Source organism: Suipraeoptans intestinalis (assembly GCF_034091795.1).
Lineage (GTDB): Bacteria > Bacillota > Clostridia > Lachnospirales > Lachnospiraceae > Suipraeoptans > Suipraeoptans intestinalis.
In genome coordinates this window covers 1-24,563 of record NZ_JAXFXH010000024.1, presented here as the reverse complement: position 1 = coordinate 24,563, position 24,563 = coordinate 1, and the positions used below count along the sequence as shown (strand labels likewise).

Sequence of the window (24,563 nt, the reverse complement as noted above, 5' to 3'; positions counted from 1 at the left end):
ATAGGAGACGGGAAGGTTGGGCACAAGCTGACGAGTCAGTTGTCGGAAGAAGGATATGATATTGTGCTGATCGACCAGAACGCCGGAAAGTTAAAGGCAGCTCTGAACGAGCTGGATATTTTCTGCATTGCCGGAGACGGAGCGGATGTGGAAGTGCAGAAGCAGGCGGGAGTTCCCCATGCAGATCTGGTGATCGCATGCGCCTCCACAGACGAATTGAATATGTTCAGTTGTCTTCTGGCAAAGCGGCTGGGGGCAAAGCATACGATAGCCAGGGTCAGAAATCCTGTGTATTACAGGCAGATCGATCTTTTGAAAGAAGACCTGCACCTGAGTATGGCAGTCAATCCTGAGCTGACGGCAGCCAACGAGATCGCAAGAATCCTGCTGATTCCGGAGGCCTGCAAGGTGGAGACCTTTATGAAGGGCAAGGTCGAGCTGGTAGAGCTGAATGTGCGGGAAGAGAATCCTCTGGTAGGACTGTCTTTGGCAGAGGCTTATCAAAAATACCAGGTAAAGATACTGGTGTGCGCGGTAAAACGACAGAATGAGATCATCATTCCCGACGGAAGCTTTGTGATCGAAAAGGGAGATAAGATGCATGTGGCGGCCACCCACCAGAATCTGGAGAATTTCTTTAAGGCTACCAAAAGGAGAAAAGCGCCTATCAAAAAGGTGCTGATCTGCGGCGGAGGACATGTGTGCTTCTACCTGGCCAGCCAGTTGCTGCGTGTGGGTATGCAGGTAAAGATCATTGAGAAAAATGAAAAGAGATGCGAATTTCTCTGCGAGCATTTTCCGGATGCAACCATCATCCACGGAGACGCTGCCAATCAGGAACTTTTGCTGGAAGAAGGGATTGGAGAGGCAGACGCAATGGTGGCGCTGACAGGGATCGATGAAGAAAATATCATCATGGGACTGTTTGCCAAGACCAAGGGAGTAGACAAGATCATTGCGAAAGTCAATGAAGATTCCCGGGCGCAGATGGTGGAAGGTCTGGGGATCGACAGTATCATCTCCGCTAAAAGTGCAACGGCAGATCTGATCATGAGTTATGTAAAGGCGCGGAACAATTCTTACGCAAGTGCAAATATAGAGACCAGCTACCGGCTTCTGGGAGGCAAGGTGGAGGCGCTGGAGTTCATCATCCGCAAGGAATGTGAGTTTACCAACATCCCTCTGCGGGAGCTGAAGACCAAAAAGAATCACCTGATCGCCTGCATCGGGCGGAAACGCAAGATCATCATTCCTCACGGAGACGATCACCTGGAAGTGGGCGACAGCGTTGTGGTGGTAACCAAGGATTCTGTGATCAATGACTTTAGAGACGTAATGCAATAAGGGATGGAGAAAAACGATGAACGTAAAAATGATACGCTACATACTGGGAAAGATGCTGGGTGTGGAAGGGGTGCTGCTGCTCCTTCCCGCTTTTGTATCTCTCCTGCTGCGGGAGGCAGAGGGGGTCTACTTTCTGGTACCCTCCGTCCTTCTGATAGGGATCTATCTGATCTCAGGGATGAAAGCCCCTGAAAACCGGACGATTTACGGAAAAGAAGGCATGGTGATCGTGGCGGGGGCGTGGATCCTCTGGTCTTTGTTTGGAGCGCTGCCATTTGCCTTATCCGACAGTATCCCCAACTACCTGGACGCATTATTTGAAACCATATCCGGCTTTACGACGACAGGATCCAGTATTTTAAAGGATGTGGAAGCCCTGCCCAAAAGCATGCTGTTCTGGCGAAGCTTTACCCACTGGGTAGGCGGAATGGGAGTGCTGGTGTTTGTAATGGTCCTGACAAAGCTGGACAAGAAGAACACCATGTACCTGATGAAAGCGGAGGTTCCGGGACCGGAAAAGGATAAGCTGGTGCCCAAAGCGATGGATACCGCCCGTATCCTGTACGGGATGTACCTGGGAATGACGCTGATCGAGGTGGTGCTGCTGCTTTTGGGTGGAATGAATGTGCTGGACAGCTTCATCCATGCCTTTGGAACGGCAGGTACCGGAGGCTTTTCCAATTACGGAGCCAGCGTAGGACATTTTAACAGTGCCTATATTGATGGGGTGATCACCGTTTTTATGATCCTGTTCGGAGTCAATTTCAACCTGTATTTCTTTCTGTTGATGCGGGAGTTTAAGCCTATCTGGAAGAATGAGGAGCTTCGGGCCTATCTGGGGATCATTGCGGCAGCCACCCTGATCATTACCTGGAACATCAGCTTTCACTATGCCAACCCGCTGCAGGCATTCCGCTACGCCGTATTCCAGGTGGGATCCATTATCACCACCACCGGATATGCGACGGCAGACTATACCATCTGGCCTATGCTGTCCCAGTGCATCCTGATGATGCTGATGATCATAGGAGCCTGCGCTTCTTCTACCGGAGGAGGGATTAAGGTTTCCAGATTTCTCATGCTGCTAAAATGTATTAAGAGAGAAGTAAAGCAGATGGCGCACCCTAAGTCGGTGAGTATCATACGGGTCAACGGCAGGAAGGTGGAGGCGGACGTTTTAAAAAATCTGAGTATTTATTTTATGGCATATGCGGGGATCGTGGGATTGTCCATCCTGATCGTCTCGCTTGATAACAGGGATTTTGGAACGACCTTCAGTTCGGTGCTGACCACCATCAACAATATCGGTCCGGGAATCGGCCTGGTGGGACCAAGCGGTAATTTTGCCGACTTTTCACCACTTTCCAAGATCGTGTTCTGCCTGGATATGCTGGCAGGGCGTCTGGAGATCTTCCCATTTTTGATGCTGTTTACCATGACGGCATGGAACCGTAAATTTTAGGCGGAAATCCCGGCCTGCGTCAACCTGAAGCAGCATCCGGGGCTGTGCCAAGCCGAAGGAGAGAATCCCGACCTGCGGGATTGGCAGGAGATGGGAGAAGCCGACAGATTTCCTGACCTATGTCAGTGTGTAAAATTTTGCAGAAACAAGGAAATGAAAGACAGCGACAGATCATTTCGCTGGAGCCTACATACAAGGAGGAGCTTCTATGAAACAGGGAAAGCCGATAAAAAAAGGATGGCTGGTGATAATGATACTGGCGGCGCTGGCATTGTACTACTATATGGCGCTTCCGGTCATCAATATCCATGCCGCGGAGACCTGGGTATTTCTGGTGATCTTGATCATCCTTCCTGCCGGATTTTATGGAAGAAAAAAGCGGATCGGGATCAGAGAGATCCGACAGGACAAGGGAATGCGGGTATTTGGAGGAATCTTTCTGGCAGTGGTGGCAGCTTATCTGATAGGAAGCCTGCTGTCTTCTCCCATCATCAATGCCAAAAAATATCAGAAGCTGATGGCAGTGGAAAAGGGGACCTTCTCCAAGGATGTGGAGGAACTGTCCTTTGACAAGATCCCTCTTTTGGACAGAGATACGGCTGAGATTCTGGGAGACAGAAAGATGGGAAGCATGGTGGATATGGTATCCCAGTTTGAGGCGGATAATATTTACAGTCAGATCAATTACAAGGGAAACCCGGTGCGGGTAACGCCGCTTCGCTATGCCAGCTGGATCAAGTGGCTGACCAACCGAAGCGAAGGGATCCCGGCTTATATCCGCATCAATATGGCAGACCAGACCACAGAACTGGTGAAGTTGGAAAAAGGCATCCGCTATACGACCAGTGAGCATTTCAACCGTAATATCTACAGGCATCTGCGGTTTGCCCATCCTACTTACATTTACGGAGAACTGAGCTTTGAGATTGACGAGAGGGGAGTTCCTTATTGGATCGCTCCGGTAAAGAAATATAATATCGGCCTGTTTGGCGGGGAGACCATCGGAAAAGTGGTTCTTTGCAACGCTATTACGGGAGAGACGAAAACCTATGCAATTGACAAGGTGCCCCAGTGGGTGGACCGGGCCTATTCGGCAGATATGCTGGTGAAGCTGTTTGATTACCACGGGACACTAAAGCATGGATTTTTCAACAGTATCCTGAGTCAGAAGGACTGTCTGGAGACTACGGACGGCTACAACTATCTGGCGCTGGACGATGATGTGTGGATGTATACAGGCGTTACTTCTGTCAATGGAGACCAGTCTAATGTGGGGTTCGTGCTGTCCAATCAGAGAACGATGGAGACCAAATACTACGAAGTAGAAGGAGCCACGGAATCGGCGGCGATGTCCTCGGCAGAAGGGCAGGTACAGCATTTAAAATATCAGGCCACTTTCCCGCTGCTTTTAAATATTTCGGACGAGCCCACGTACTTTATCGCCTTGAAAGATGAAGCAGGTCTGGTAAAGAAATATGCCATGGTCAATGTACAGAAGTACCAGATCGTGGCCATCGGAGACAGCGTCAGCCAGTGCCAGGAAGAGTATCTGTCCCTTTTGTTCCGGGACGGGGTAAAAAAAGAAGAACCAAAAGGAGAGGCAGAACAGGCTTCCGGGACGATAGAAGCAGCGGCAGCCGTGGTTCTGGACGGCAATACACACTATTATCTGACGCTCCAGGGAGACGACAGGATCTATGATGTGGCGGTGCAGGAGTTTCCGGAGATCATCCGGTATCAGGCAGGAAGTCCGGTGACATTGGAGTATCAGCCGGGGGAGAAGGTCAATCAGGTCACAGCTCTGGGAGAGACAGGGCAGGAAGTGTCACAGGCGGAAACTGAAAAAGAACAGACAGCGGACAAAAAAGAGTAAAGAAACAATCAGCTTACAAAAATCCAAAGAAGCAATCAACCTGTAAAAAAGAGCATCTGTCACAGGAGTTCTAAAAGAAGCCTGCGAAAGATGCTCTTTTATTCTGTTAGCTGCCGTCCGGTTAGTTCAGATAATTGCAGTCCGCATAGGCGTCGCCGGATACCTGGGCTTTGTCGGCGCTGATGCTGACATAGAATTCGATGTTACATTCTTTAGAGAGTTGGTTTAAACGGGAAACAAACTGAGGCATATTATCCAAAGAGATATCCGCATGCTTCAGGATGCCGTCGATAAATACACACTCCGTGTCCTGATTGGAGCTATAGATCCCGTAGAGGAATCCGATATACTCGTCGATATTGGCGATAGCAGGGTAATCATCCATACAGATGGTGCGGATGTCAAAAGAAACGCTTGAGGTATCACGATGGGTTTTTTTGATGAAGACAACGCTTCCGTTCAGTTTTTTTGCCTGCTCATTGGCAAGGGCAATCATTTGTTGTGTTTTTCCGGTACCTTTTGGACCAGTTAATACATTTACCATGGCAAACTCTCCTTTTGTATATAGATTATACTGAAGCCTTCTTCAGTACCAATACTTTATGGTTCTATTATACACGAAAAGGTCTGCTCTAACAACAAAAATTGTGAAATTTGAACAAGAAAATACGGGCAACTTTCAGAAAACAAAACTTGACTATTTTCAATATTCTACTTATAATACAACGATAGGTGGAAAGAAATAAAAGACGGTAATATACCGCCAAAATGCAGTATAACACTACTAAAAGATGAGTCTTTTCGTCTCCCGGGAGATGGAGCGGCTTTTTTTAACTTATAAGAGAGGATGAAAAACCATGGCAAACACACCGTACAACCACAAAGCAATCGAAAAAAAGTGGAAGGAGAGATGGGAAAAGAACCCGGTCAATACGAAGGTAGACAGAGCCGGGAAGGAAAAAGAAAAGTACTACTGTCTGGATATGTTTCCCTATCCTTCCGGAAACGGCCTGCATGTAGGACACTGGAGGGGATATGTGATCTCTGACGTCTGGAGCCGTTATAAGCTGCAGCAGGGATACTACCTGATCCATCCCATGGGCTGGGATGCTTTTGGATTGCCGGCGGAAAATTATGCCATAAAAAAAGGAGTGCATCCGGCGATCTCCACGGAAGAGAACGTCCGCAATATCAAGCGTCAGATCAATGAGATCTCTGCGCTGTACGACTGGGACCGGGAAGTGAACACCACAGATCCGGAGTTTTACAAATGGACCCAGTGGATCTTTGTGAAGATGTTCCAAGAAGGTTTGGCATACGAAAAGGAATTTCCCATCAACTGGTGTCCCTCCTGTAAGACGGGACTTGCCAACGAAGAAGTGGTGGGAGGTCAGTGCGAACGCTGTGGAACGGAAGTGACCAAGAAGAACCTTCGTCAGTGGATGCTGAAGATCACCAATTATGCAGAGCGTCTGCTGGCAGATCTGGACGGACTGAACTGGCCGGAAAAGGTAAAGAAAATGCAAGCGGACTGGATCGGCAAATCCTATGGATCAGAGGTTGATTTTGCCATAGAAGGCCGCGAGGAAAAGCTGACGGTCTATACCACAAGACCGGATACGTTGCATGGAGCCACCTTCATGGTACTGGCTCCGGAACATGCTCTGGCAAAAGAACTGGCAACAGAAGAGACCAGGGAAGCGGTGGAACAGTATATCTACGACGCTTCCATGAAGTCCAATGTAGACCGGATGCAGGATAAAGAAAAGACCGGCGTCTTTACGGGAAGCTACGCCATCAATCCGCTGAACGGAGAAAGAGTGCCTATCTGGCTGTCAGACTATGTATTGGTGGATTATGGTACGGGAGCGATCATGTGTGTACCGGCTCACGATGAAAGAGACTTTGCTTTTGCTACAAAATTTGGCCTGCCCATCGTTCAGGTGATCGCAAAGGACGGAAAGGCGGCCGAGAAGCTGGAGGAAGCCTATACGGAGTCCGGAATCGTAGTAAATTCAGGAGAATGGAATGGAATGGATTCTGCGGTCCTGAAAAAAGAAGCTCCCCACATGATCGAGAAGAGGGGACTGGGACGGGCAACCGTCAATTATAAACTGAGAGACTGGGTATTTTCCAGACAGCGTTACTGGGGAGAACCGATCCCCATCATTCACTGTGAGGATTGCGGGGCGGTAGCGGTGCCGGAGGAAGAGCTGCCTCTGCGGCTGCCGGAGGTGGAATCCTACGAGCCTACCGGTACAGGAGAATCCCCTCTGGCAGGAATCGAGGAATGGGTCAACTGTACCTGCCCCAAGTGTGGCAAGCCGGCAAAGCGGGAGACCAATACCATGCCTCAGTGGGCCGGATCTTCCTGGTACTTTCTGCGTTATGTGGACAACCACAATGATGAGGCGCTGGTATCAAAGGAAGTGGCTTCCAAAATGCTTCCGGTGGATATGTATATCGGAGGAGTAGAGCATGCGGTACTGCATCTGCTGTATTCCCGGTTCTATACCAAGTTCCTGTATGACATTGGGGCGGTGGATTTTGAGGAACCCTTCCAGAAGCTGTTTAATCAGGGAATGATTACCGGAAAAAATGGAATTAAAATGAGTAAATCCAAGGGAAACGTGGTTTCTCCCGACGACCTGGTCAGAGACTACGGCTGTGATTCTCTCCGGATGTACGAGCTCTTTGTAGGGCCACCGGAGCTGGATGCAGAGTGGGACGACAGAGGGATCGACGGAGTCAACCGTTTCCTGAAAAGAGTCTGGAAGCTTTTGATGGACAGCAAGGAGGCAGAGGTTGCAGCGACACAGGAGATGATCAAGGAGAGACATCGCCTGATCTACGATATTACCAACCGTCTGGAGACATTCAGCCTGAACACTGCCATCTCCGGGTTTATGGAGCACAACAACCGCCTGCTGGAGATTGCCAAGAAAGAAGGCGGCATTGACAAGGAAACTCTGTCTGTAATGGCAGTGCTTCTGTCACCTTTTGCACCTCATATGGCAGAGGAGATGTGGGAGCAGCTGGGACATGACACCAGTGTGTTTGAAGCAGGATGGCCGACATATGAGGAAGCGCTGATGAAGGATGATGAGATAGAAATTCCGGTGCAGATCAACGGAAAGACCAAAGCGGTGATCTCGGTTCCGGCAGAGATCTCCAAAGAAGACGCCCTTCTGGCGGGAAAAGAAGCGGTGGCAGATAAGCTGACGGGCACTCTTGTAAAGGAAATTTATGTTCCGAAAAAGATCATCAACCTGGTTCAGAAATAGGAGGAGGTTCCATGACACTGACGCAGCTTCGTTATGTTATTACGGTAGCAAATGCCAAATCCATGAATGAGGCGGCAAGACAGCTGTTTATCTCACAGCCAAGCCTTTCCGCTGCCATCAAGGAGCTGGAGGAAGAAAGCGGCGTGGAGATTTTTCGCAGGACCAACCGTGGGATTTTTCTGACTCCGGAGGGAGAAGAGTACATCGGATATGCAAGGCAGGTGGTAGAGCAGTATGAACTGATGGAAGCAAAGTTTGTGGCAAAGGAAAATACCAAGAAGAAATTCAGCGTGTCCATGCAGCACTATACCTTTGCCGTGAATGCCTTTGTGGAGATGGTCCGTCAGTTTGGTATGGACGAGTATGAATTTGCCGTCCATGAGACAAAGACCTACGATGTGATAGAAGACGTAAGAAAATTTAAAAGCGAGATCGGGATCCTTTACCTGAATGAATTTAACCGCCATGTGCTGACGAAGCTGTTCAAGGAATCCGGTCTAGAATTCCATGAGATCTTTCAGTGCAGCGTGTCTGTCTATATGTGGAAGGGGCATCCCTTGGCAAACCGGGAGGAGGTATCTCTGGAAGAGCTGGAAGAGTATCCCTGCCTTTCCTTTGATCAGGGAACCAACAATTCCTTTTATTTCGCAGAGGAGGTTCTCAGTACCTATGAATACAAGCGGCTGATCAAGGCCAATGACCGGGCCACCTTCCTGAACCTGATGGTAGGGCTGAACGGATATACCCTGTGCTGCGGGATCATCTGTGAGGAATTAAACGGAACGGATTACTGTGCAGTGAAGCTGAAGTCGGACGAGGTGATGACCATCGGGTATCTGATCCGAAAAGGGATCCATATCAGCTCTCTGGGGAAAAAATATCTGGAAGAGATCTCCAAGTACAAGGAGCATGTGCTGTAGGAGGGGCTCCGGTATCTATTATAAAAACTGATAAAACACCGCTGGGTATAGAATAAAGCTATAGCCAGCGGTAATTTTTTTAGATTAACACCTTTTTGGCAATCGTGCTATACTGTGAAAGTCAACGAAAGTTGAACGCAAAGGAAGGGGAACTTGCAAGTGAAATTCTTTTTTGCAGAGAGGGAAAGACATGTCGGAAATTGTAATTGAAAATGTAAGCAAAACATATAATACCAAGGATGGAAGGATCCACGCCCTAAAGCAGGTGAATCTGTCGGTGGAGACCGGAGATATATACGGGATCATCGGAATGTCGGGGGCGGGAAAGAGTACGCTGGTACGCTGTATGAATTTCCTGGAGGTCCCAAGCGAAGGACGGGTGCTGATCCGGGGGAAATCCCTGGGAGATTATTCAGAGAAGGAGCTTCGCAAACAGAGGGAGCAGATCGGGATGATCTTTCAGCATTTCAATCTGCTGATGCAAAAGACCGTAGTGGAAAACGTCTGCTTTCCACTGTATATTCAGGGAAAAAGTAAAAGGGAGGCCAGAGAGCGGGCAGAAGAGCTGTTGGATGTAGTGGGACTAAAGGACAGAGCCAATGCATATCCGGCTCAATTGTCCGGCGGTCAGAAGCAAAGGGTGGCGATCGCCAGGGCGCTGGCATCCGATCCCAGGATCCTGCTTTGTGATGAGGCCACCAGCGCGCTGGATCCCCAGACGACGGCATCCATTCTGGATCTTTTGAAAGAGATCAATAAAAACTTTGGAATTACCATTGTCATCATTACCCATCAGATGTCGGTGGTCCGCAAGATCTGTAGCCACGTAGCCATCATGAGCGACGGGGAAGTCGTGGAGCAGGGACTGGTGACAGACATTTTCACCCACCCTAAATCGCCGGTATCAAAGGAGCTGATCCGCAAGGACAGTGGAAGTGATGAGAAAAAGCAAAAGCCGATTTACGATGAAATCCGAGGCAGCCAGAAGATCCGGATCGTCTTTTCGGAGAATTCTGCATTCGAGCCGGTCATTGCCAATATGATCCTGGAATTTCAACAGCCGGTCAATATTTTAAAGGCAGACACCAAGAATGTAGGCGGAACGGCAAAGGGAGAGATGATCCTGGGATTTCCGGAAGGAGGCACCAGGATCCGGGAGATGAAGGAATACCTGATCCAGAGAGGATTGGAGATAGAGGAGGCAGATGGATATGTGGACTAATGAAGTGACTTCGATGATCATTCGCGGGGTGGGAGAGACTTTGTACATGACTCTGCTGTCTACCATAGCCGGATACGTGTTTGGCCTTCCTATGGGAGTGATGCTGGCAGTGTCGGACAAGGACGGGCTGGCCCCCAACAGATTCCTTTATAAGACGTTGGATGTGATCGCAAATGTGGTAAGAAGTATTCCGTTTTTGATCCTTCTGATCCTTTTGATCCCATTTACCAGGCTGATCATAGGACAGAGTTATGGCTCCACCGCAACGGTCATCCCTCTTGTGGTGGCGGCGGTTCCGTTTATCGGACGTATGGTGGAATCTTCCATCAAGGAAGTGGATGCAGGCGTGATAGAGGCGGCGAAGGCTATGGGAGCCGGAAATATGCGGATCATCTGCAAGGTACTCCTGGTGGAGGCAAGAACCTCACTGATCACAGGCGCAACGATTGCGACAGGCACCATCCTGGGCTATTCGGCCATGTCGGGAGTGATCGGCGGCGGCGGTCTGGGAGACATTGCCATCCGTTATGGATATTATAGATATCAAATGGATATCATGGTGGTGACGGTAGTGCTTCTGGTGGTATTGGTGCAACTGTTCCAGTCGGTGGGAATGCTTCTGGCTTCCAGACTGGATAAGAGAAAGTAAATTCCACATAAGAAGAACCGCTCTTTTTCCCGCAGATACGCAGAAGGATCTGTGATCGGCGGAGAAACAAAGGAGAGAAACAGAAAAGATTTTTTACCGTCCGGAAAACAGACGGACAGAAAAACAGGCAGGAAACTGCAGCATTGAAGGAGGAAACGATTATGAAAAAATTAGTGGCAGTAGGATTGACGGGAGTGTTGCTGGCAGGTCTTCTGGCAGGATGCGGAGCAAAAGGCGGAGACAGTAAAAAAGAGGGAGAAGATTCCAAGGTAGTGAAAGTGGCAGCTTCCGCAACGCCGCACGCAGAGATCTTGGAGGAAGCAAAGCCTCTTTTGAAGGAAAAGGGATATGAGCTGGATATCAAGGTGTTTGATGATTATGTGCAGCCGAATGAAGTGGTAGAAAGCGGAGACTTTGATGCAAACTACTTCCAGCACACACCATACCTGGAGAGCTTCAATGAAGAAAAGGGAACGCATCTGGTAGTGGCAGGAGAGATTCACTATGAACCGTTTGGAATCTATCCGGGAACCAAGAAGAGTCTGGATGAGATCGCAGAGGGAGACAAGATCGCAGTGCCGAATGATACCACCAATGAGGCAAGGGCGCTGCTGCTGCTTCAGGATAATGGGATCATCACATTAAAGAAGGACGCAGGACTGGAGGCAACGGTCAACGACATTGAAGAGAATCCGCACAATGTGGAGATCGTGGAACTGGAGGCAGCACAGGTGGCACGTGTGGTAGATGAAGCGGCTTATGTCGTATTGAACGGAAACTACGCACTGGAGGCAGGCTACTCTGTGGGAAAAGATGCTCTGGCTTATGAGAAATCCGATTCAGAGGCGGCAAAAACTTATGTCAATATCATTGCGGTGAAGAAAGGAAATGAAGAGCAGAAGGGAATCAAGGCATTGGTCGAGGTGTTAAAATCCGATGAGATCAAGAAATTCATCGAAGAAAAATACGATGGAGCCGTGATCCCGTTTGAATAGACAACCGGATAAGGGAACCTGATTTTCCGGGGGAAGCAAACCGGGAAAAGAGTGGATTCCTGGAAAGAGAATGGATTTAGAAAAGACAGGCCGTTGGGAGACGGTGGTCAGAGAAACTAAAAAGATGTTCCTGAAGGAGGGGAAAACCCCATCTGGCAGGAGCATCTTTTTTGCGTCTACGCAGGCTGTAAAGCTGATCGCACAACCTAACGCTTTTTTTTCTTTTCCTTTTCCGGGGAAGGGAGTTGATCGATCAGTTTTTCCACCAGCAGCTTTTTCGCATAGATATCAAAACTCAGGCTGCAGATGAGAGAAAACAGCCGGAGATATTCCCGGTATTCCAAAGACGCATCGGAAAATAAAGCCGAGGATTCTTCGAAGGAGGCCAGGATGTTTTTTTCAAAGGTATTGATCTTGGACTGTTCCAGCTTCCGGACCTCATCATAAAGAGAGGCGATGGATACTTCTTTTTTCTTCCCGAACAACTTTTTGGAAACCGGAGACAACAGGGTTTCAATGTCCTTCAGGGAAAGAATATTTTTAAAATAATAGATGAACGTAAGAAGGATCATATGCTCCTTGGAGTATTTTTTGCTGGAGGGCGGCGGCAGAAGATTGTTTTTGGTGTAGTTATTGATCATGGTCTTGGTCAGGATCTTATCCTCTTCATGCCGCTTGTTGGAAGAAAGCTGTTCGTCCATGAATGTAGTTACCTGATCCATGTAGAGATCTATGTCAGGAACGTCTTCCGATTTCATATACTCGATCCGGGACAGGTGAAAAAGCGCCTGTTCCAGCATTTCTTTTGTGTCTATTTTCATGTGAACCATCCTCTGTGCCTTGCAAAACGGTAAGTTGTTACTATAGTCTAGTATATAGTTTTCGATACTGGATGACAAGATATTTCCGGCAAAAATCAGAGAACCTTTCGGAAGATTGTACAAAATTGGAGAGAGGATTTTCGTAAGCTGCATAAATTTTTGAAGGGATGGAATAACTGGAGAGATTGTATAAACTGCTGAAAATTATTAGAAATGAAAATCATAATTGACAACAAATAAACAATTGATAAAATAAAATCAAAAGATTGTGATATGGAAATACAATAGTGGGAAAGGAGATATGCAATGAAAAGAAAAAGGGTGGTGATAACCTGGATATTACTTGTGATTCTTGTGCTGTCACAAAGCAGAGCGTTGAGAGCAGAGGATGAAGAATACTATTATGGCTGTATTCCAGCGAGTGAGGAAGAAAAACAGTTAATTCCAGAAGCGGAAACTCCTACATCTGGTGCAGAGTTACCAAGCAGTAGGTGAGGATGCATCTATGTGCAGAGGATGGGTGTACACGGATGAAACGTGGTACTATTTTAGACCGGCTTCAAATACACCGAATCCAGGACCAGAGGGGTCTATGTGTAGAGAATGGATTTATGATGGGGGATGGTGGTATTATCTGAAACCGGCTTCAAATACACCAAATGTAGGAGCAGGATCAGAAGGCAGTATGTGTAAAGGCTGGATATATACTGGAAATCTATGGTATTATATGAGACCAATGACAAATTTCCCTACTGCAGGACCAGAAGGATCTATGTGTAAAGGATGGATTAAAGATGGAGAGTATTGGTATTATTTAAGACCGGCAAGGAATATTCCTAGTGCGGGAGCTGAAGGAAGTATGTTAGTGAATACAAGAACTTTGATTGATGGAAAAATATATATTTTTAATGCTTCTGGGCGGTGCGTGAATCCATATTAGGAGATACAAAATAGAGCTTTTCGAGATAAATGCTTAAACAAATTTTTGTAGAATAGACAGATCAATTTTACAAAAAAAGGAGGATTTGAGATGAAGAGAAAGATCGGTTTGTTGATACTTGGGATGGCGGCAGGTTTTTTGGCAGGACAGGTATATCCGGCATACGCAGCAGATCAGGGAGAGACGGGAGTAATAGCAATATCGGAAAAACCGGGAGAAGAATATGGAACAGGATTGATTCCTGCCAATGGCTGGTATAAAGAAGATGGAAAAGTTTTCTTTTATGAAAACGGGTATGCAGTCAGTGGATGGAAAAAGATTGAAGGAATCTGGTACTTTTTTGGTGATGATTATATCCGGAAGAGCGGCTGGATAAACAGCGGAGGAATCTGGTATTTTTGCGATGAAGAGGGTAAAATGCAGACGAGATGGATCCAGGATAAAAGTGGGAAAAGGTACTATTTGTCTGAAAACGGAGCAATGATGACAGGCTGGATCAAAGATGGAGAGAACTGGTACTATCTGGATCAAACCGGAGCGATGAGAACCGGTTGGATACAGGATGCGAATCGGTGGTATTATTTATCCGAGGGCGGTAAAATGCAGACCGGCTGGATCTTTACAGGAGGTGCATGGTACTATCTGGATGCAAGCGGAGCCATGAGAACAGGTTGGATCAAAGATGGAGAGAACTGGTATTATCTGGATAAAACCGGTACGATGAGAACTGGCTGGATACAGGATGGGAATAAGTGGTATTATTTGTCCGGAAACGGTATGATGCAGACTAACTGGATCTTTACGGGAAACAGATGGTATTATATGCAGTCGGATGGAAGTATGTATAAAGGCTGGCTTCATGATAATGGAACCTGGTATTATCTGAGAGCAAGCGGAGAAATGGCAGTCAGCACATATGTGGGCGGTTACTATGTGGGAGCCAATGGAGCATGGATAAAATAAGGACTTACCGGAAGGCAGCCGGGTGATGTGCCATATTCCCGCAAAAAAAGCAGAAAAGATGGAACAGGGGCAGACGAGAAACTAAAGTCTGCCTCTTTGTTTTTGTGAAGCGGGGCTTCCTGTGCTATAATGAAAAAGCAAAATGGACAAAAAAGCAAGAAAAAAGGAAGAAAGCAAGTAGAAAGGAAGAAAGCTGTGAGCATATACGATACTTTGAATAACAAACAAAGGGAGGCGGTTTTTCATACGGAAGGACCACTCCTTATTTTGGCGGGAGCCGGGTCAGGCAAAACAAGAGTTCTGACGCACCGGATCGCCTACCTGATCGAAGAGAAAAACATCAATCCCTGGAACATCCTGGCAATCACCTTTACCAATAAAGCGGCGGGAGAAATGCGGGAAAGAGTGGACGATCTGGTGGGATATGGTTCAGAGAGCATCTGGGTCAGCACCTTTCATTCGGCATGTGTCCGGATTCTGAGAAGACACATTGAAAAATTGGGGTATGGATCAAATTTCACGATTTATGATACGGATGACCAGAAGACCCTGATGAAGGATGTATGCAAGAAGCTGGCCCTGGATCCGAAGGTGTTTAAGGAAAGGGCGATCCTTTCGGCGATTTCCAAGGCGAAAAATGAGAGGATCTCTGCACAGGAGTACCGGCAGCAGACGGCGGGAGACTATGGCAGGCAGGGGATTGCAAGAGCCTATGTGGAGTACGAAAAGCAGATGAAGCTGAACAACGCCCTGGATTTTGACGATCTGCTGGGCAAGACGGTGGATCTGTTTCTGCAGGATCCGGAAGTCCTGCAATATTATCAAAATCGGTTTCGGTACATCATGGTGGACGAGTACCAGGATACCAATACCGTGCAGTTTGAAATGATCCGGCTGCTGGCAAAAGAGCATCGCAACCTGTGCGTGGTGGGGGACGATGATCAGTCCATTTATAAATTCAGGGGGGCAAATATTAAAAATATCCTGGATTTTGAGATGGTGTTTCAGGATGCCTGTGTGATCAAGCTGGAACAGAATTATCGTTCCACCAAAACGATCCTGGATGCGGCCAACTCCGTGATCCGTAACAACAGAGGACGAAAGGAAAAAACTCTCTGGACAGAGAATGAAGAAGGGAACAAGATCTGTCTGAAGCAGTTTGAGTCCGGATTTGATGAAGCGGAGTTTATTGCGGCAGACATTGAAAAAAGCCGGAGAGAACAGCAGGACGCTTACAGGGATTATGCCGTCCTTTACAGAACCAATGCTCAGTCCAGAACCCTGGAGGAACGGTTTGTGGCAGAGAGCATTCCTTACAAGATCGTAGGCGGAGTAAATTTTTATGCAAGAAGAGAGATCAAAGACATCCTGAGTTATCTGAAAACCATTGACAATGGACAGGATGATCTGGCGGTGCGAAGGATCATCAATGTGCCGAAACGGGGGATCGGACTGACCACTGTCAACCGGATCCAGGGTTATGCGGAAGAAAGAGGGATCGGATTTTACGAAGCGATTCGGGTGGCAGACTGGGTTCCGGGGATAGGAAGGGGCCTGACGAAGGTGGAATCCTTTGCGGCGCTGATAGAGTTTTTTAAAGCAGAGGCGAATGAAAAGAGCATAAGAGAGCTGACGGAGGATATTTTAAAACAGACCGAATACCTGGAGCGGCTGAAAGAGGAAGAAGGGGAAGAGGCGGACAGCCGAATTGAAAATATTCAGGAATTTATCAGCAAGATCGTGCTTTATGAAGAGGACTGTGAAAGCAGAAATGAGCCGGCGACGCTAAGCGGATTTCTGGAGGAAGTCGCACTGGTGGCAGATGTAGAGGAGGGGGAAGAGGAAAGAGACTATGTGGTTCTGATGACGCTGCACAGCGCAAAAGGACTGGAATTTCCGCATGTTTACCTGGCAGGGATGGAGGATGGACTTTTCCCCAGCTATATGACCATCACCGAAGGGGACGAGGAGGAGTTGGAGGAGGAAAGAAGACTGTGCTATGTGGGAATCACACGGGCGAGGAAGACTCTGACCCTGACCTGTGCCAGAAAGCGGATGATCCGGGGAGAATTTCAGTTTAACAAAATGTCCCGGTTTCTTCAGGAAATTCCCAGAGAGCTGATGGGGTTAAAGGAAGGCCATGGAAAAGGCAATGGGCCTGCCGGGAAAGGCGGGTTTGGGCAGACAGCCTTTGCAGACCGAAACTTTAGATACCGGGAACTGCAGAGAAATCCCTTTACAGCTTCAAAAGCCAGCAGAAACTTTGGAGATGCCGGAGCGAAAGCTCTTGCTTACCAGGTGGGAGACCGGGTGAAACACGGAAAGTTTGGAGAAGGAACGGTGATGCAGATGGTAAAAGGCGGCAGAGATTATGAAGTGACGGTGGATTTTGATGTGGCAGGGACAAAAAAGATGTTTGCAGCATTTGCCAGACTGGAGAAAGTGTAGGGAAACGATGGCGCCCCCAGCCGGAGGGCACGAAAAGAAGAAGCAACTTAAAAATCCGGAAAAAGAGCGGAAAAGACATAAGAAAGACACAGAAAACAGGTAGAAAAAATACCTGGAATTTTGGCAGGGGAGCGGTGTTGACATCCCTGATTTGGGTTCTTATAATGAGAGATAGCGAGATCAATAGTTCAGTCAAGGAGGTATGACATGAAGGTCAAAGAAAGAATTGAACAGTTAAGAAAAGTGATGGAAGAAAAAGGGGTAGACGCATATGTGGTCCCAACGGCGGACTTTCATCAGAGCGAGTATGTGGGAGAATATTTTAAGGCAAGAAAATTTATTACGGGGTTTTCAGGATCGGCCGGGACGGCAGTCATTACCCGGACGGAGGGGAAATTGTGGACGGACGGAAGATATTTCCTGCAGGCGGGACGCCAGCTGGAGGGGACTACGGTAGAACTGATGAAAATGGGAGAGCCGGGAGTTCCTACGATCACAGAGTATCTGGCAGAGGCGCTGCCGGAAGGAGGCGTGCTGGGATTTGACGGACGTGTAGTATCCATGGGAGAAGGCAAAGCCTACGAAGCTGTCGCAAAGGCCAAAGGCGGACGAGTGTTCTATCAGGAAGATCTGATCGACGGAATCTGGACAGATCGTCCGGCCATGTCGGAAGAGCCGGCGTTTTCTCTGGAATTGAAATATGCAGGAGAGTCCACGAAAGATAAACTGATCCGGATCCGTGAGGAGATGAAACGGTGCCATGCCAATGTGCATATCCTGACGACCTTGGACGATATCTGCTGGACGCTGAATATTCGGGGAAATGATATCGACTTTTTCCCGATGGTGCTGACATACGCCATCATCACCATGGAGGAAGTTAAGCTGTATGTGGATGAAAGAAAGCTGAGTGAGGAGATGAAGGCCCTTCTGGCGCAGGATCAGGTCAGCATCCACCCGTACAACGATATCTATGAGGACGTAAAGAAGCTGGGGGCATCCGATACGGCTTTGATCGATTCCGGCAAACTGAATTATGCATTGTACAGCAACATTCCGGAAGGCGTGCAGGAAGTGGATGAAAGAAATCCGGAGATCCTGTTTAAAGCCATGAAGAACCGGGTGGAGATCGAAAATATCCGGAAGGCACAGATCAAGGACAGCATCGCCCATGTGCGGTTCATGAAATGGTTGAAAGAAAATATAGGGAAAACTGTGATCACGGAGATCAGCGCAACAGAAAAGCTGGATGCGTACCGGGCAGAAATGGGCAACTTTATCCGTCCGAGCTTCGAGCCCATCTCTTCCTTCGGAGAACATGCGGCGATCGTGCATTATACATCTTCAGAAGAGACGAACGTGGAATTGAAGGAAGGAAACCTGTATCTGAGCGACACCGGGGCAGGGTTCTACGAAGGATCCACAGACGTAACAAGAACCTTTGCGCTGGGAGAGATCCCGCAGGAAATGAAAGAGCATTTTACGCTGGTGGCCATCAGCAATCTTCAGCTTGCCAATGCGAAGTTCCTGAAAGGAACCATTGGTATGAATCTGGACATTCTGGCAAGAAAGCCTTTCTGGGACAGAGACCTGAATTTTAATCATGGAACGGGACATGGAGTTGGCTACCTGCTGAATATCCATGAAGGTCCTACCGGATTCCGCTGGCAGTACCGTCCGGGTGAGTCCCATGCATTTGAGGAAGGCATGGTCATCACGGATGAGCCCGGCATTTACATCGAGGGTTCCCACGGAGTGCGTCTGGAAAATGAACTGCTGGTTTGCAGCGGCACCAAAAATGAATACGGGCAGTTTATGTACTTTGAAGCGATCACCCTGATCCCGATGGATCTGGATGCCATCGACCCGGCTATGATGACAGAAGAAGAAAAGAAACTTTTAAATGATTACCACAAAAAGGTATATGACAGTCTGGAAGCACATTTGACAGAAGAAGAAAAAGAGTGGTTAAAAGTCTATACAAGAGCGATCTAAGAAGCCCGAAAAGCTAAAAGGAGAGTCATGGATACATTAAAGATGCGTGAGAACCTGAAGGAATACGGGATGCTGACCATTGTTACGATCGTGCTGATCCTGACAGATTATCTGATTTTGTTCCCCAATCACTTCACCTTTGGCGGAGTGATCGGGGTGGCAGTTTTGTTAAGCGGAGTGTTGGGAGGATCTCCCAATACCTACGCATTTATCATGAACGCCGTCTTGTTTGTGATTGGATTTAAGGTACTGGGGAAGGAATTTGGAATCCGCTCCGTCTATGTTTCGGTGCTGTTTGCAACGGGACTGGGGGCAGTCCAGTATCTGATCCCGGTACATGGAACCATTTCTGACCAGCCGATTTTGGAGTTGGTGCTGGCGGTACTTCTGGCGGCGGCTTGCTCCGGCGCGATCTTCAATCTGTCCGCCTCAACAGGAGGAACGGATATCATCGCGCTGATGCTGAAAAAGTACACGAACATCCATATCGGAAAGGCGCTGATGGTCACAGACTTTTTCGTGGTCGTATTGTCCTTTGTGATCTATGGAACAACGGTAGGAATGTTTTCTCTGGTAGGATATATCGTGAAGGCGTTGTTTATCGATACCGTGATAGAGAGTCTGAATCTTTGCAAGTATTTTACTATTATTTCTACAGATCCCAAGCCCATCTGCAGCTTCATCCACGAGGAGCTGAACCACAGCGCCACGCTTTACCGGGCTGAGGGAGCTTACTCTCACAAGGAGAAGATGGTGATCATGACGGTGGTGGGACGCAGGCAGGCGGTAAAGCTTCGGAATTTTGTACGGCAGCAGGATCCTCACGCTTTTATGATGATCACCAACAGCAGTGAAATCATTGGAAAAGGGTTCAGAGGTATGTTATAGTTGTCAAAAGAAACCTGTTCATGTATACTGTAGATACAAGAGGATAAGCGCGAGCGGAAAGGAAAGAAGGGTATGAATAAGATGGAAGAACTTTTAGCGGCAACACGTTTGGGCGAACTGGTCAATAAAAAAGAGGATGAGGGAAGACATGGCAGGACGATTCTTTGGGTGCTGGCTATCGTGGGAGCCGTGGCGGCTGTAGCTGCGATCGCTTACGCAGTGTACCGTTTCTTCCTGCCGGATTATCTGGAAGATTTCGATGAAGAGTTTGAAGATGATTTTGACGACGACTTCTTCAACGAGGAGACGCCGGAATAGACAGTCGGATGTGTGGATCTGTTGTATGGCGGTTCCAAAGAGGCAGAGATATGTTTTCCGGCAGTGAACGGGACGTATCGGCAGGCTGTATGTTCCTGCAGAAGGATGATAAGGAATACCAGGTTTCGCTCATAGGACGAAATGTGAATGGAGACAAAAACAGGTGGAGGCCGTTTGGGTAGGGCATTCTGCCTGTTTTTTTCAGGTGGCATACCGGAAAGAAAGAGGAGAATTTATGAAAGAAGAACAGTGCTATGCACTTTTGATCGATGCGGATAATGTTTCTGCAAAATACATCAAGCATATTTTGACGGAGCTGTCAAAATATGGAATTATCACTTACAAAAGAATTTATGGAGACTGGACGAATACACAGCATTCCAGCTGGAAGGAGGAACTTTTGACAAACTCCATTACGCCGATCCAGCAGTTCAGCTATACGCAGGGGAAGAATGCGACAGACTCTGCCATGATCATTGATGCAATGGATATTTTATACACCAATGACGTGGACGGCTTCTGCATTGTATCCAGCGACAGTGATTTTACCAGACTGGTGAGCAGGATCCGTGAAAGCGGGAAAAAAGTGATCGGAATGGGAGAAAACAAGACGCCGGAGCCTTTCCGGAAAGCCTGTGACAAGTTTACTATCCTGGAAAACCTGCTGAGTGAGGCAGATCCGGGGCAGGCCAAATCAGAGAAGACGCCCAGCATCCTGAGCAAGGAGCAGATAGAAGATGCGATTATCAAGATGATCATTGAAAATCAGGACAGTAACAGAGCGACCAGCCTGGGAGAGATCGGAAATCGGCTGGTAAGCCTGTATCCGGATTTCGACGTCCGAAGCTATGGCTATAATATGCTGTCCAAGTTTCTGGAAGAGTTTACCAGAGTGCAGTTGATCAAGGACAGAAATGTTGTGTCGGTGGCGTTGAAAGAAAATCTGTACCTGAAGGAAAATATTGACGCTTATGTGACCTACCTGGTGAAAAAGACAGGGAAAAACGGTCTGGAGCTGAGTACGCTGGGAAATAAGATCTATGAGAAGTACAGAGAGTTTAAGATCAATGACTATGGTTATGCACAGCTGAATCAATATGTGAAAAGCGTAGAAGGAATAGAAGTCCGTCAGGATGGAACAATTCTCAAGGCATTTTGTGAAAAATAGCGAGAAGGCCGGGAAGAATAAGGAAATGTATTTGAAGGAGCAATAGATGAAGAAGGGAACAGTCGTAGAAGGAATCGTGGAAACTGTTGAATTTCCAAACAAAGGGAAACTGATCATAGATGGAAAGCAGGTAGAAGTGAAAGGGGGAATTGCCGGACAGAAGGTACGGATTGCCCTGAATAAAGTAAAGAAAGATAGTGCCAAAGGACGGATCCTGGAGGTGTTGGAGCCTGCGCCGGAGGAGATTAGCCCAAGGTGTCCCCACTTTGGACAGTGTGGAGGATGCGCCTATCAAAACCTTCCTTATCAGGAGCAGCTACACTTGAAAGAGAGACAGCTCAGGAAAATGATGGATCAGGCGGTAAACGAGGAGTATGTGTGGGAAGGCATTTCTCCCAGCCCCAAAGAGGACGGCTACCGAAACAAGATGGAATTTTCTTTCGGGGATGCGTACAAGGACGGACCTTTGACGTTGGGAATGCATAAAAAAGGCAGCTTTCACGACATTGTCTGTGTGGAGGACTGCAGGATCGTTGATGAGGATTTTCGCAGGATCTTAAAAGAAACGCTGTCCTTTGCAGAAGAGACGGGACTTCCTTATTACCACAGAATGCGGCATGAAGGAATCTGGCGTCATCTTCTGATTCGGAAAGGAGAAAAGACGAAAGAGATCCTGGTGGATCTGGTAGCAGCTTCTTCGCCTCTTTTGACGGAGCATCTTTTAAAAAAGTGGACGGACAGGTTGCTTGAACTGGAACTGTCAGGGACTATTGTTGGGATCCTGCACACGAAAAATGACAGTCTGGCAGACGCTGTCATAGATGAAGGAACAGACATTCTGTACGGAAGAGTCTGTTTTTATGAAGAACTTTTGGGATTGAAGTTCCAGATTACCCCCTTTTCCTTTTTTCAGACGAACTCTCTGGGAGCAGAGGTGCTCTATGAAAAGGTGAGGGAATATATTGGAGAAACGAAAGATAAGGTGATTTTTGATCTGTACAGTGGAACGGGAACCATAGCCCAGATGCTAGCAGAGGTGGCGAAACAGGTGGTGGGCGTGGAGATCGTGGAGGAGGCTGTAACTGCTGCCGGCGAAAATGCCCGGTCAAATGGACTGAAGAACTGTACTTTCTGGGCAGGAGATGTACTGAAGGTGATAGAAGACCTGCCGGAGCTACCGGATCTGATCGTACTGGATCCGCCCAGGGATGGGGTACACCCCAAGGCTCTGGAAAAGATCATCAGTTTTGGTGTGGAAAAGATTGTCTACATTGCCTGTAAACCGACCAGCCTGGCCAGAGACCTGGAGATGCTGCAAGGCAGAGGATATCAGGTGGAGAAGATGGCCGGGGTGGATTTATTTCCCGGAACGGTGCATGTGGAGACGGTAGCCTTACTTTCTAAACTGGGTTCAATGAATTTATAAGCGTAGAACTTCCAATGAATGAAATAGACTTAGAAAGTCCCACAGTGCCTAATTGAAAAAAGAAACAATTTTGGAGTCATTGAAGTATTTTAAGATAATAAGAGACGGTTTTTAGTGGATATGAGAGGGTCGATATGGATTTCCAAGAGATAAAACACATCATTCAAAATGGAGAAAAGATAGATGTCGAGTTTAAAGAATCTAAAAATGCTTTGACTAAAGATGTCTTTGATACGGTATGCTCTTTTAATAATAGAAATGGAGGACATATTTTACTTGGTGTAAATGACAAAAGGGAGATTATCGGTGTTAGGAAAGATAAAGTAGATAAAGTGATTAAGGAATTTACTACTGCAATCAATAATCCGCAAAAAATGTATCCGCCACTTTATTTACTACCGGAAGTTTTTGATATTGATGAGAAAAAAGTAATTTATATCAGAGTGCCGGAAGGTTATCAGGTATGCAGACATAATGGAAGAATTTGGGACAGATCTTATGAAGGAGACATCAATATTACAGACCATTCAGAACTTGTATATAAGTTATACGCAAGAAAACAGGGTAGCTATTTTGTAAATAGAGTATATCCGAATCTCGATATTGATTTTCTTGATGCTTCTGTCATTGATAAAGCTAAGAAAATGGCTGTTTCCCGAAATAAAAATCATGTTTGGGAGAATATGAGTAATGAGGAGATTCTTAGAAGTGCAAATCTCATTCTGACAGATCCTGAAACAAAGCGTGAAGGAATTACATTAGCGTCCATTCTATTATTTGGAAAAGATAATTCTATTATGTCTGTTCTTCCGCAACACAAAACTGATGCGATATTCAGGGTTGAAAATAAGGATAGATATGATGATAGAGATGTTGTCATAACAAATCTGATTGACAGCTATGACAGGCTGATAAAATTTGGACAGAAGCACTTGAATGATTTATTTGTTTTAGACGGAATTGGAAATGTCAATGCAAGAGATAGGATACTTAGAGAGATAGTTTCCAATACATTGGCTCATAGAGATTATTCAAGTGGGTATCCTGCGAAGATGATTATTGATGATGAGAAAATCACTGTTGAAAACAGCAACTTGGCTCATGGGATGGGAGCATTAGACTTGCAGAAGTTTGAGCCATTTCCTAAAAATCCTGCTATATCTAAAGTTTTTAGAGAAATAGGTCTTGCGGATGAACTTGGTTCAGGAATGAGAAATACCTACAAGTACACACAGCTTTATTCCGGACAAAATCCGTTATTTGAAGAAGGAACTATATTTAGAACGATTATTCCTCTAAAGAAGATAGCGACACAAAAGGTTGGTGGAGGGAATGTCTCTCGAAATGTCCCTCAAGATGTCTCTCGAATGTCCCTCGAAGAAATTGAAAGTATAATCAAAGATATGATTAAAGGGAACAACAAAGTGAGCCGTAAAGATATAGCTATGATATTAGGGGTTAGTGAAAAAACCATTACAAGATATATAAAAGAAATTCCTAATATTAAATATGTTGGTAAAGGGAAAAATGGTCATTGGGAACTTAATGATTAACTATAGTGAATAAGGAGATTTGATAGATTTAAAAGTGCATATTAAAAACATTAAGAATATCAATAATTGCAAATTGAGTCCACCTATTGAAAAAGGTATTTGCTGTTTAGTTGGTGCAAACGGATGCAGGAAAAGCACTGTTTTATCTTGTGTTGCACAGAGTGTTTTTTCTTCAAGCTTGCATAACCTAAGTGAATTTGATTATAAAGAAGAGTATCCCGTTGAGTTTAGGACACTGGGGAAATAGTGGTGTAGAATTATTTATGGAGCATCAAGATGAATTAGATCAAATCA

21 protein-coding genes and 1 pseudogene are annotated in these 24,563 nt (G+C 46.7%); 20 read left to right on the top strand and 2 right to left on the bottom strand.

The window, feature by feature from the left end:
* The 3 genes from trkA to SOW26_RS08350 all read left to right on the top strand — a co-directional run.
* Positions 1-1,344, top strand: a 1,344-nt coding sequence (trkA, locus tag SOW26_RS08360) for a Trk system potassium transporter TrkA (protein WP_320652224.1), incomplete at its 5' end; no start/stop codon positions are given.
* A gap of 16 nt (positions 1,345-1,360) precedes the next feature.
* A complete protein-coding gene (locus SOW26_RS08355) occupies positions 1,361-2,806 on the top strand; it encodes a TrkH family potassium uptake protein (RefSeq protein ID WP_276958565.1) in 1,446 nt (481 codons plus the stop codon).
* A 208-nt stretch (positions 2,807-3,014) separates the two neighbouring features.
* The gene (locus tag SOW26_RS08350) at positions 3,015-4,679 is read left to right on the top strand and encodes a CvpA family protein (protein ID WP_276958566.1); all 1,665 of its coding nucleotides are present in this window, start codon (positions 3,015-3,017) and stop codon (positions 4,677-4,679) included.
* Positions 4,680-4,800: 121 nt separating this feature from the next.
* On the opposite strand, the gene SOW26_RS08345 is transcribed toward SOW26_RS08350, so the two are convergent.
* Positions 4,801-5,223 (bottom strand): ATP-binding protein, encoded by a 423-nt coding sequence (locus tag SOW26_RS08345; protein WP_276958567.1) that lies wholly within the window; start codon positions 5,221-5,223, stop codon positions 4,801-4,803.
* Between the two features lie 313 nt (positions 5,224-5,536).
* Between SOW26_RS08345 and leuS the strand changes: the two genes are divergently transcribed.
* From leuS to SOW26_RS08320, 5 genes are all read left to right on the top strand, one after another.
* Positions 5,537-7,963, top strand: coding sequence for a leucine--tRNA ligase (gene leuS / locus SOW26_RS08340; protein WP_320652223.1), 2,427 nt, complete (start codon positions 5,537-5,539; stop codon positions 7,961-7,963).
* An 11-nt stretch (positions 7,964-7,974) separates the two neighbouring features.
* A complete protein-coding gene (locus SOW26_RS08335) occupies positions 7,975-8,883 on the top strand; it encodes a LysR family transcriptional regulator (protein WP_154478268.1) in 909 nt (302 codons plus the stop codon).
* 190 nt (positions 8,884-9,073) lie between these two features.
* Positions 9,074-10,105: a methionine ABC transporter ATP-binding protein gene (locus tag SOW26_RS08330; protein WP_276958569.1), complete on the top strand. Its 1,032-nt coding sequence runs from the start codon at positions 9,074-9,076 to the stop codon at positions 10,103-10,105.
* On the top strand, positions 10,095-10,754 hold the full coding sequence (locus tag SOW26_RS08325) for a methionine ABC transporter permease (protein ID WP_276958570.1): 660 nt from the start codon (positions 10,095-10,097) through the stop codon (positions 10,752-10,754). Before SOW26_RS08330 ends, SOW26_RS08325 begins: the two co-directional genes overlap by 11 nt.
* Positions 10,755-10,915: 161 nt before the next feature.
* The gene (locus tag SOW26_RS08320) at positions 10,916-11,749 is read left to right on the top strand and encodes a MetQ/NlpA family ABC transporter substrate-binding protein (RefSeq protein ID WP_154478273.1); all 834 of its coding nucleotides are present in this window, start codon (positions 10,916-10,918) and stop codon (positions 11,747-11,749) included.
* Positions 11,750-11,955: 206 nt separating this feature from the next.
* On the opposite strand, the gene SOW26_RS08315 is transcribed toward SOW26_RS08320, so the two are convergent.
* A complete protein-coding gene (locus SOW26_RS08315) occupies positions 11,956-12,570 on the bottom strand; it encodes a DUF1836 domain-containing protein (RefSeq protein ID WP_154478275.1) in 615 nt (204 codons plus the stop codon).
* 306 nt (positions 12,571-12,876) lie between these two features.
* On the opposite strand from SOW26_RS08315, the gene SOW26_RS08310 reads away from it, so the two are divergent.
* The 12 genes and pseudogenes from SOW26_RS08310 to SOW26_RS08260 all read left to right on the top strand — a co-directional run bounded on the left by SOW26_RS08310 (position 12,877) and on the right by SOW26_RS08260 (position 24,269).
* A complete protein-coding gene (locus SOW26_RS08310; protein ID WP_276958571.1) occupies positions 12,877-13,065 on the top strand; it encodes a hypothetical protein in 189 nt (62 codons plus the stop codon).
* A gap of 10 nt (positions 13,066-13,075) precedes the next feature.
* Positions 13,076-13,123: pseudogene (locus SOW26_RS09735) on the top strand (hypothetical protein); the annotation flags it as partial.
* 39 nt (positions 13,124-13,162) lie between these two features.
* Positions 13,163-13,510 carry a hypothetical protein gene (locus SOW26_RS08305; RefSeq protein ID WP_320652222.1) on the top strand — a complete coding sequence of 116 codons (348 nt, stop codon included), beginning with the start codon at positions 13,163-13,165 and terminating at the stop codon, positions 13,508-13,510.
* A 90-nt stretch (positions 13,511-13,600) separates the two neighbouring features.
* Positions 13,601-14,473, top strand: a complete 873-nt coding sequence (locus SOW26_RS08300; protein ID WP_320652221.1) for a hypothetical protein — start codon at positions 13,601-13,603, stop codon at positions 14,471-14,473.
* 195 nt (positions 14,474-14,668) lie between these two features.
* On the top strand, positions 14,669-16,921 hold the full coding sequence (gene pcrA / locus SOW26_RS08295; protein ID WP_320652220.1) for a DNA helicase PcrA: 2,253 nt from the start codon (positions 14,669-14,671) through the stop codon (positions 16,919-16,921).
* 207 nt (positions 16,922-17,128) lie between these two features.
* Positions 17,129-18,916: an aminopeptidase P family N-terminal domain-containing protein gene (locus SOW26_RS08290; protein ID WP_276958575.1), complete on the top strand. Its 1,788-nt coding sequence runs from the start codon at positions 17,129-17,131 to the stop codon at positions 18,914-18,916.
* 27 nt (positions 18,917-18,943) lie between these two features.
* Positions 18,944-19,804: a YitT family protein gene (locus SOW26_RS08285; protein WP_235899435.1), complete on the top strand. Its 861-nt coding sequence runs from the start codon at positions 18,944-18,946 to the stop codon at positions 19,802-19,804.
* 72 nt (positions 19,805-19,876) lie between these two features.
* A complete protein-coding gene (locus SOW26_RS08280) occupies positions 19,877-20,122 on the top strand; it encodes a DUF4366 domain-containing protein (protein WP_154478281.1) in 246 nt (81 codons plus the stop codon).
* Positions 20,123-20,172: 50 nt separating this feature from the next.
* Positions 20,173-20,304, top strand: a complete 132-nt coding sequence (locus tag SOW26_RS08275) for a hypothetical protein (protein WP_276958576.1) — start codon at positions 20,173-20,175, stop codon at positions 20,302-20,304.
* A 53-nt stretch (positions 20,305-20,357) separates the two neighbouring features.
* Entirely contained in the window at positions 20,358-21,290 is a 933-nt protein-coding gene (locus SOW26_RS08270; RefSeq protein WP_154478283.1) for an NYN domain-containing protein, read from the top strand.
* A gap of 46 nt (positions 21,291-21,336) precedes the next feature.
* Positions 21,337-22,716, top strand: a complete 1,380-nt coding sequence (gene rlmD, locus SOW26_RS08265; RefSeq protein WP_276958577.1) for a 23S rRNA (uracil(1939)-C(5))-methyltransferase RlmD — start codon at positions 21,337-21,339, stop codon at positions 22,714-22,716.
* Between the two features lie 134 nt (positions 22,717-22,850).
* Positions 22,851-24,269 (top strand): AlbA family DNA-binding domain-containing protein, encoded by a 1,419-nt coding sequence (locus SOW26_RS08260; protein WP_320652219.1) that lies wholly within the window; start codon positions 22,851-22,853, stop codon positions 24,267-24,269.
* Positions 24,270-24,563 lie beyond the last annotated feature (294 nt).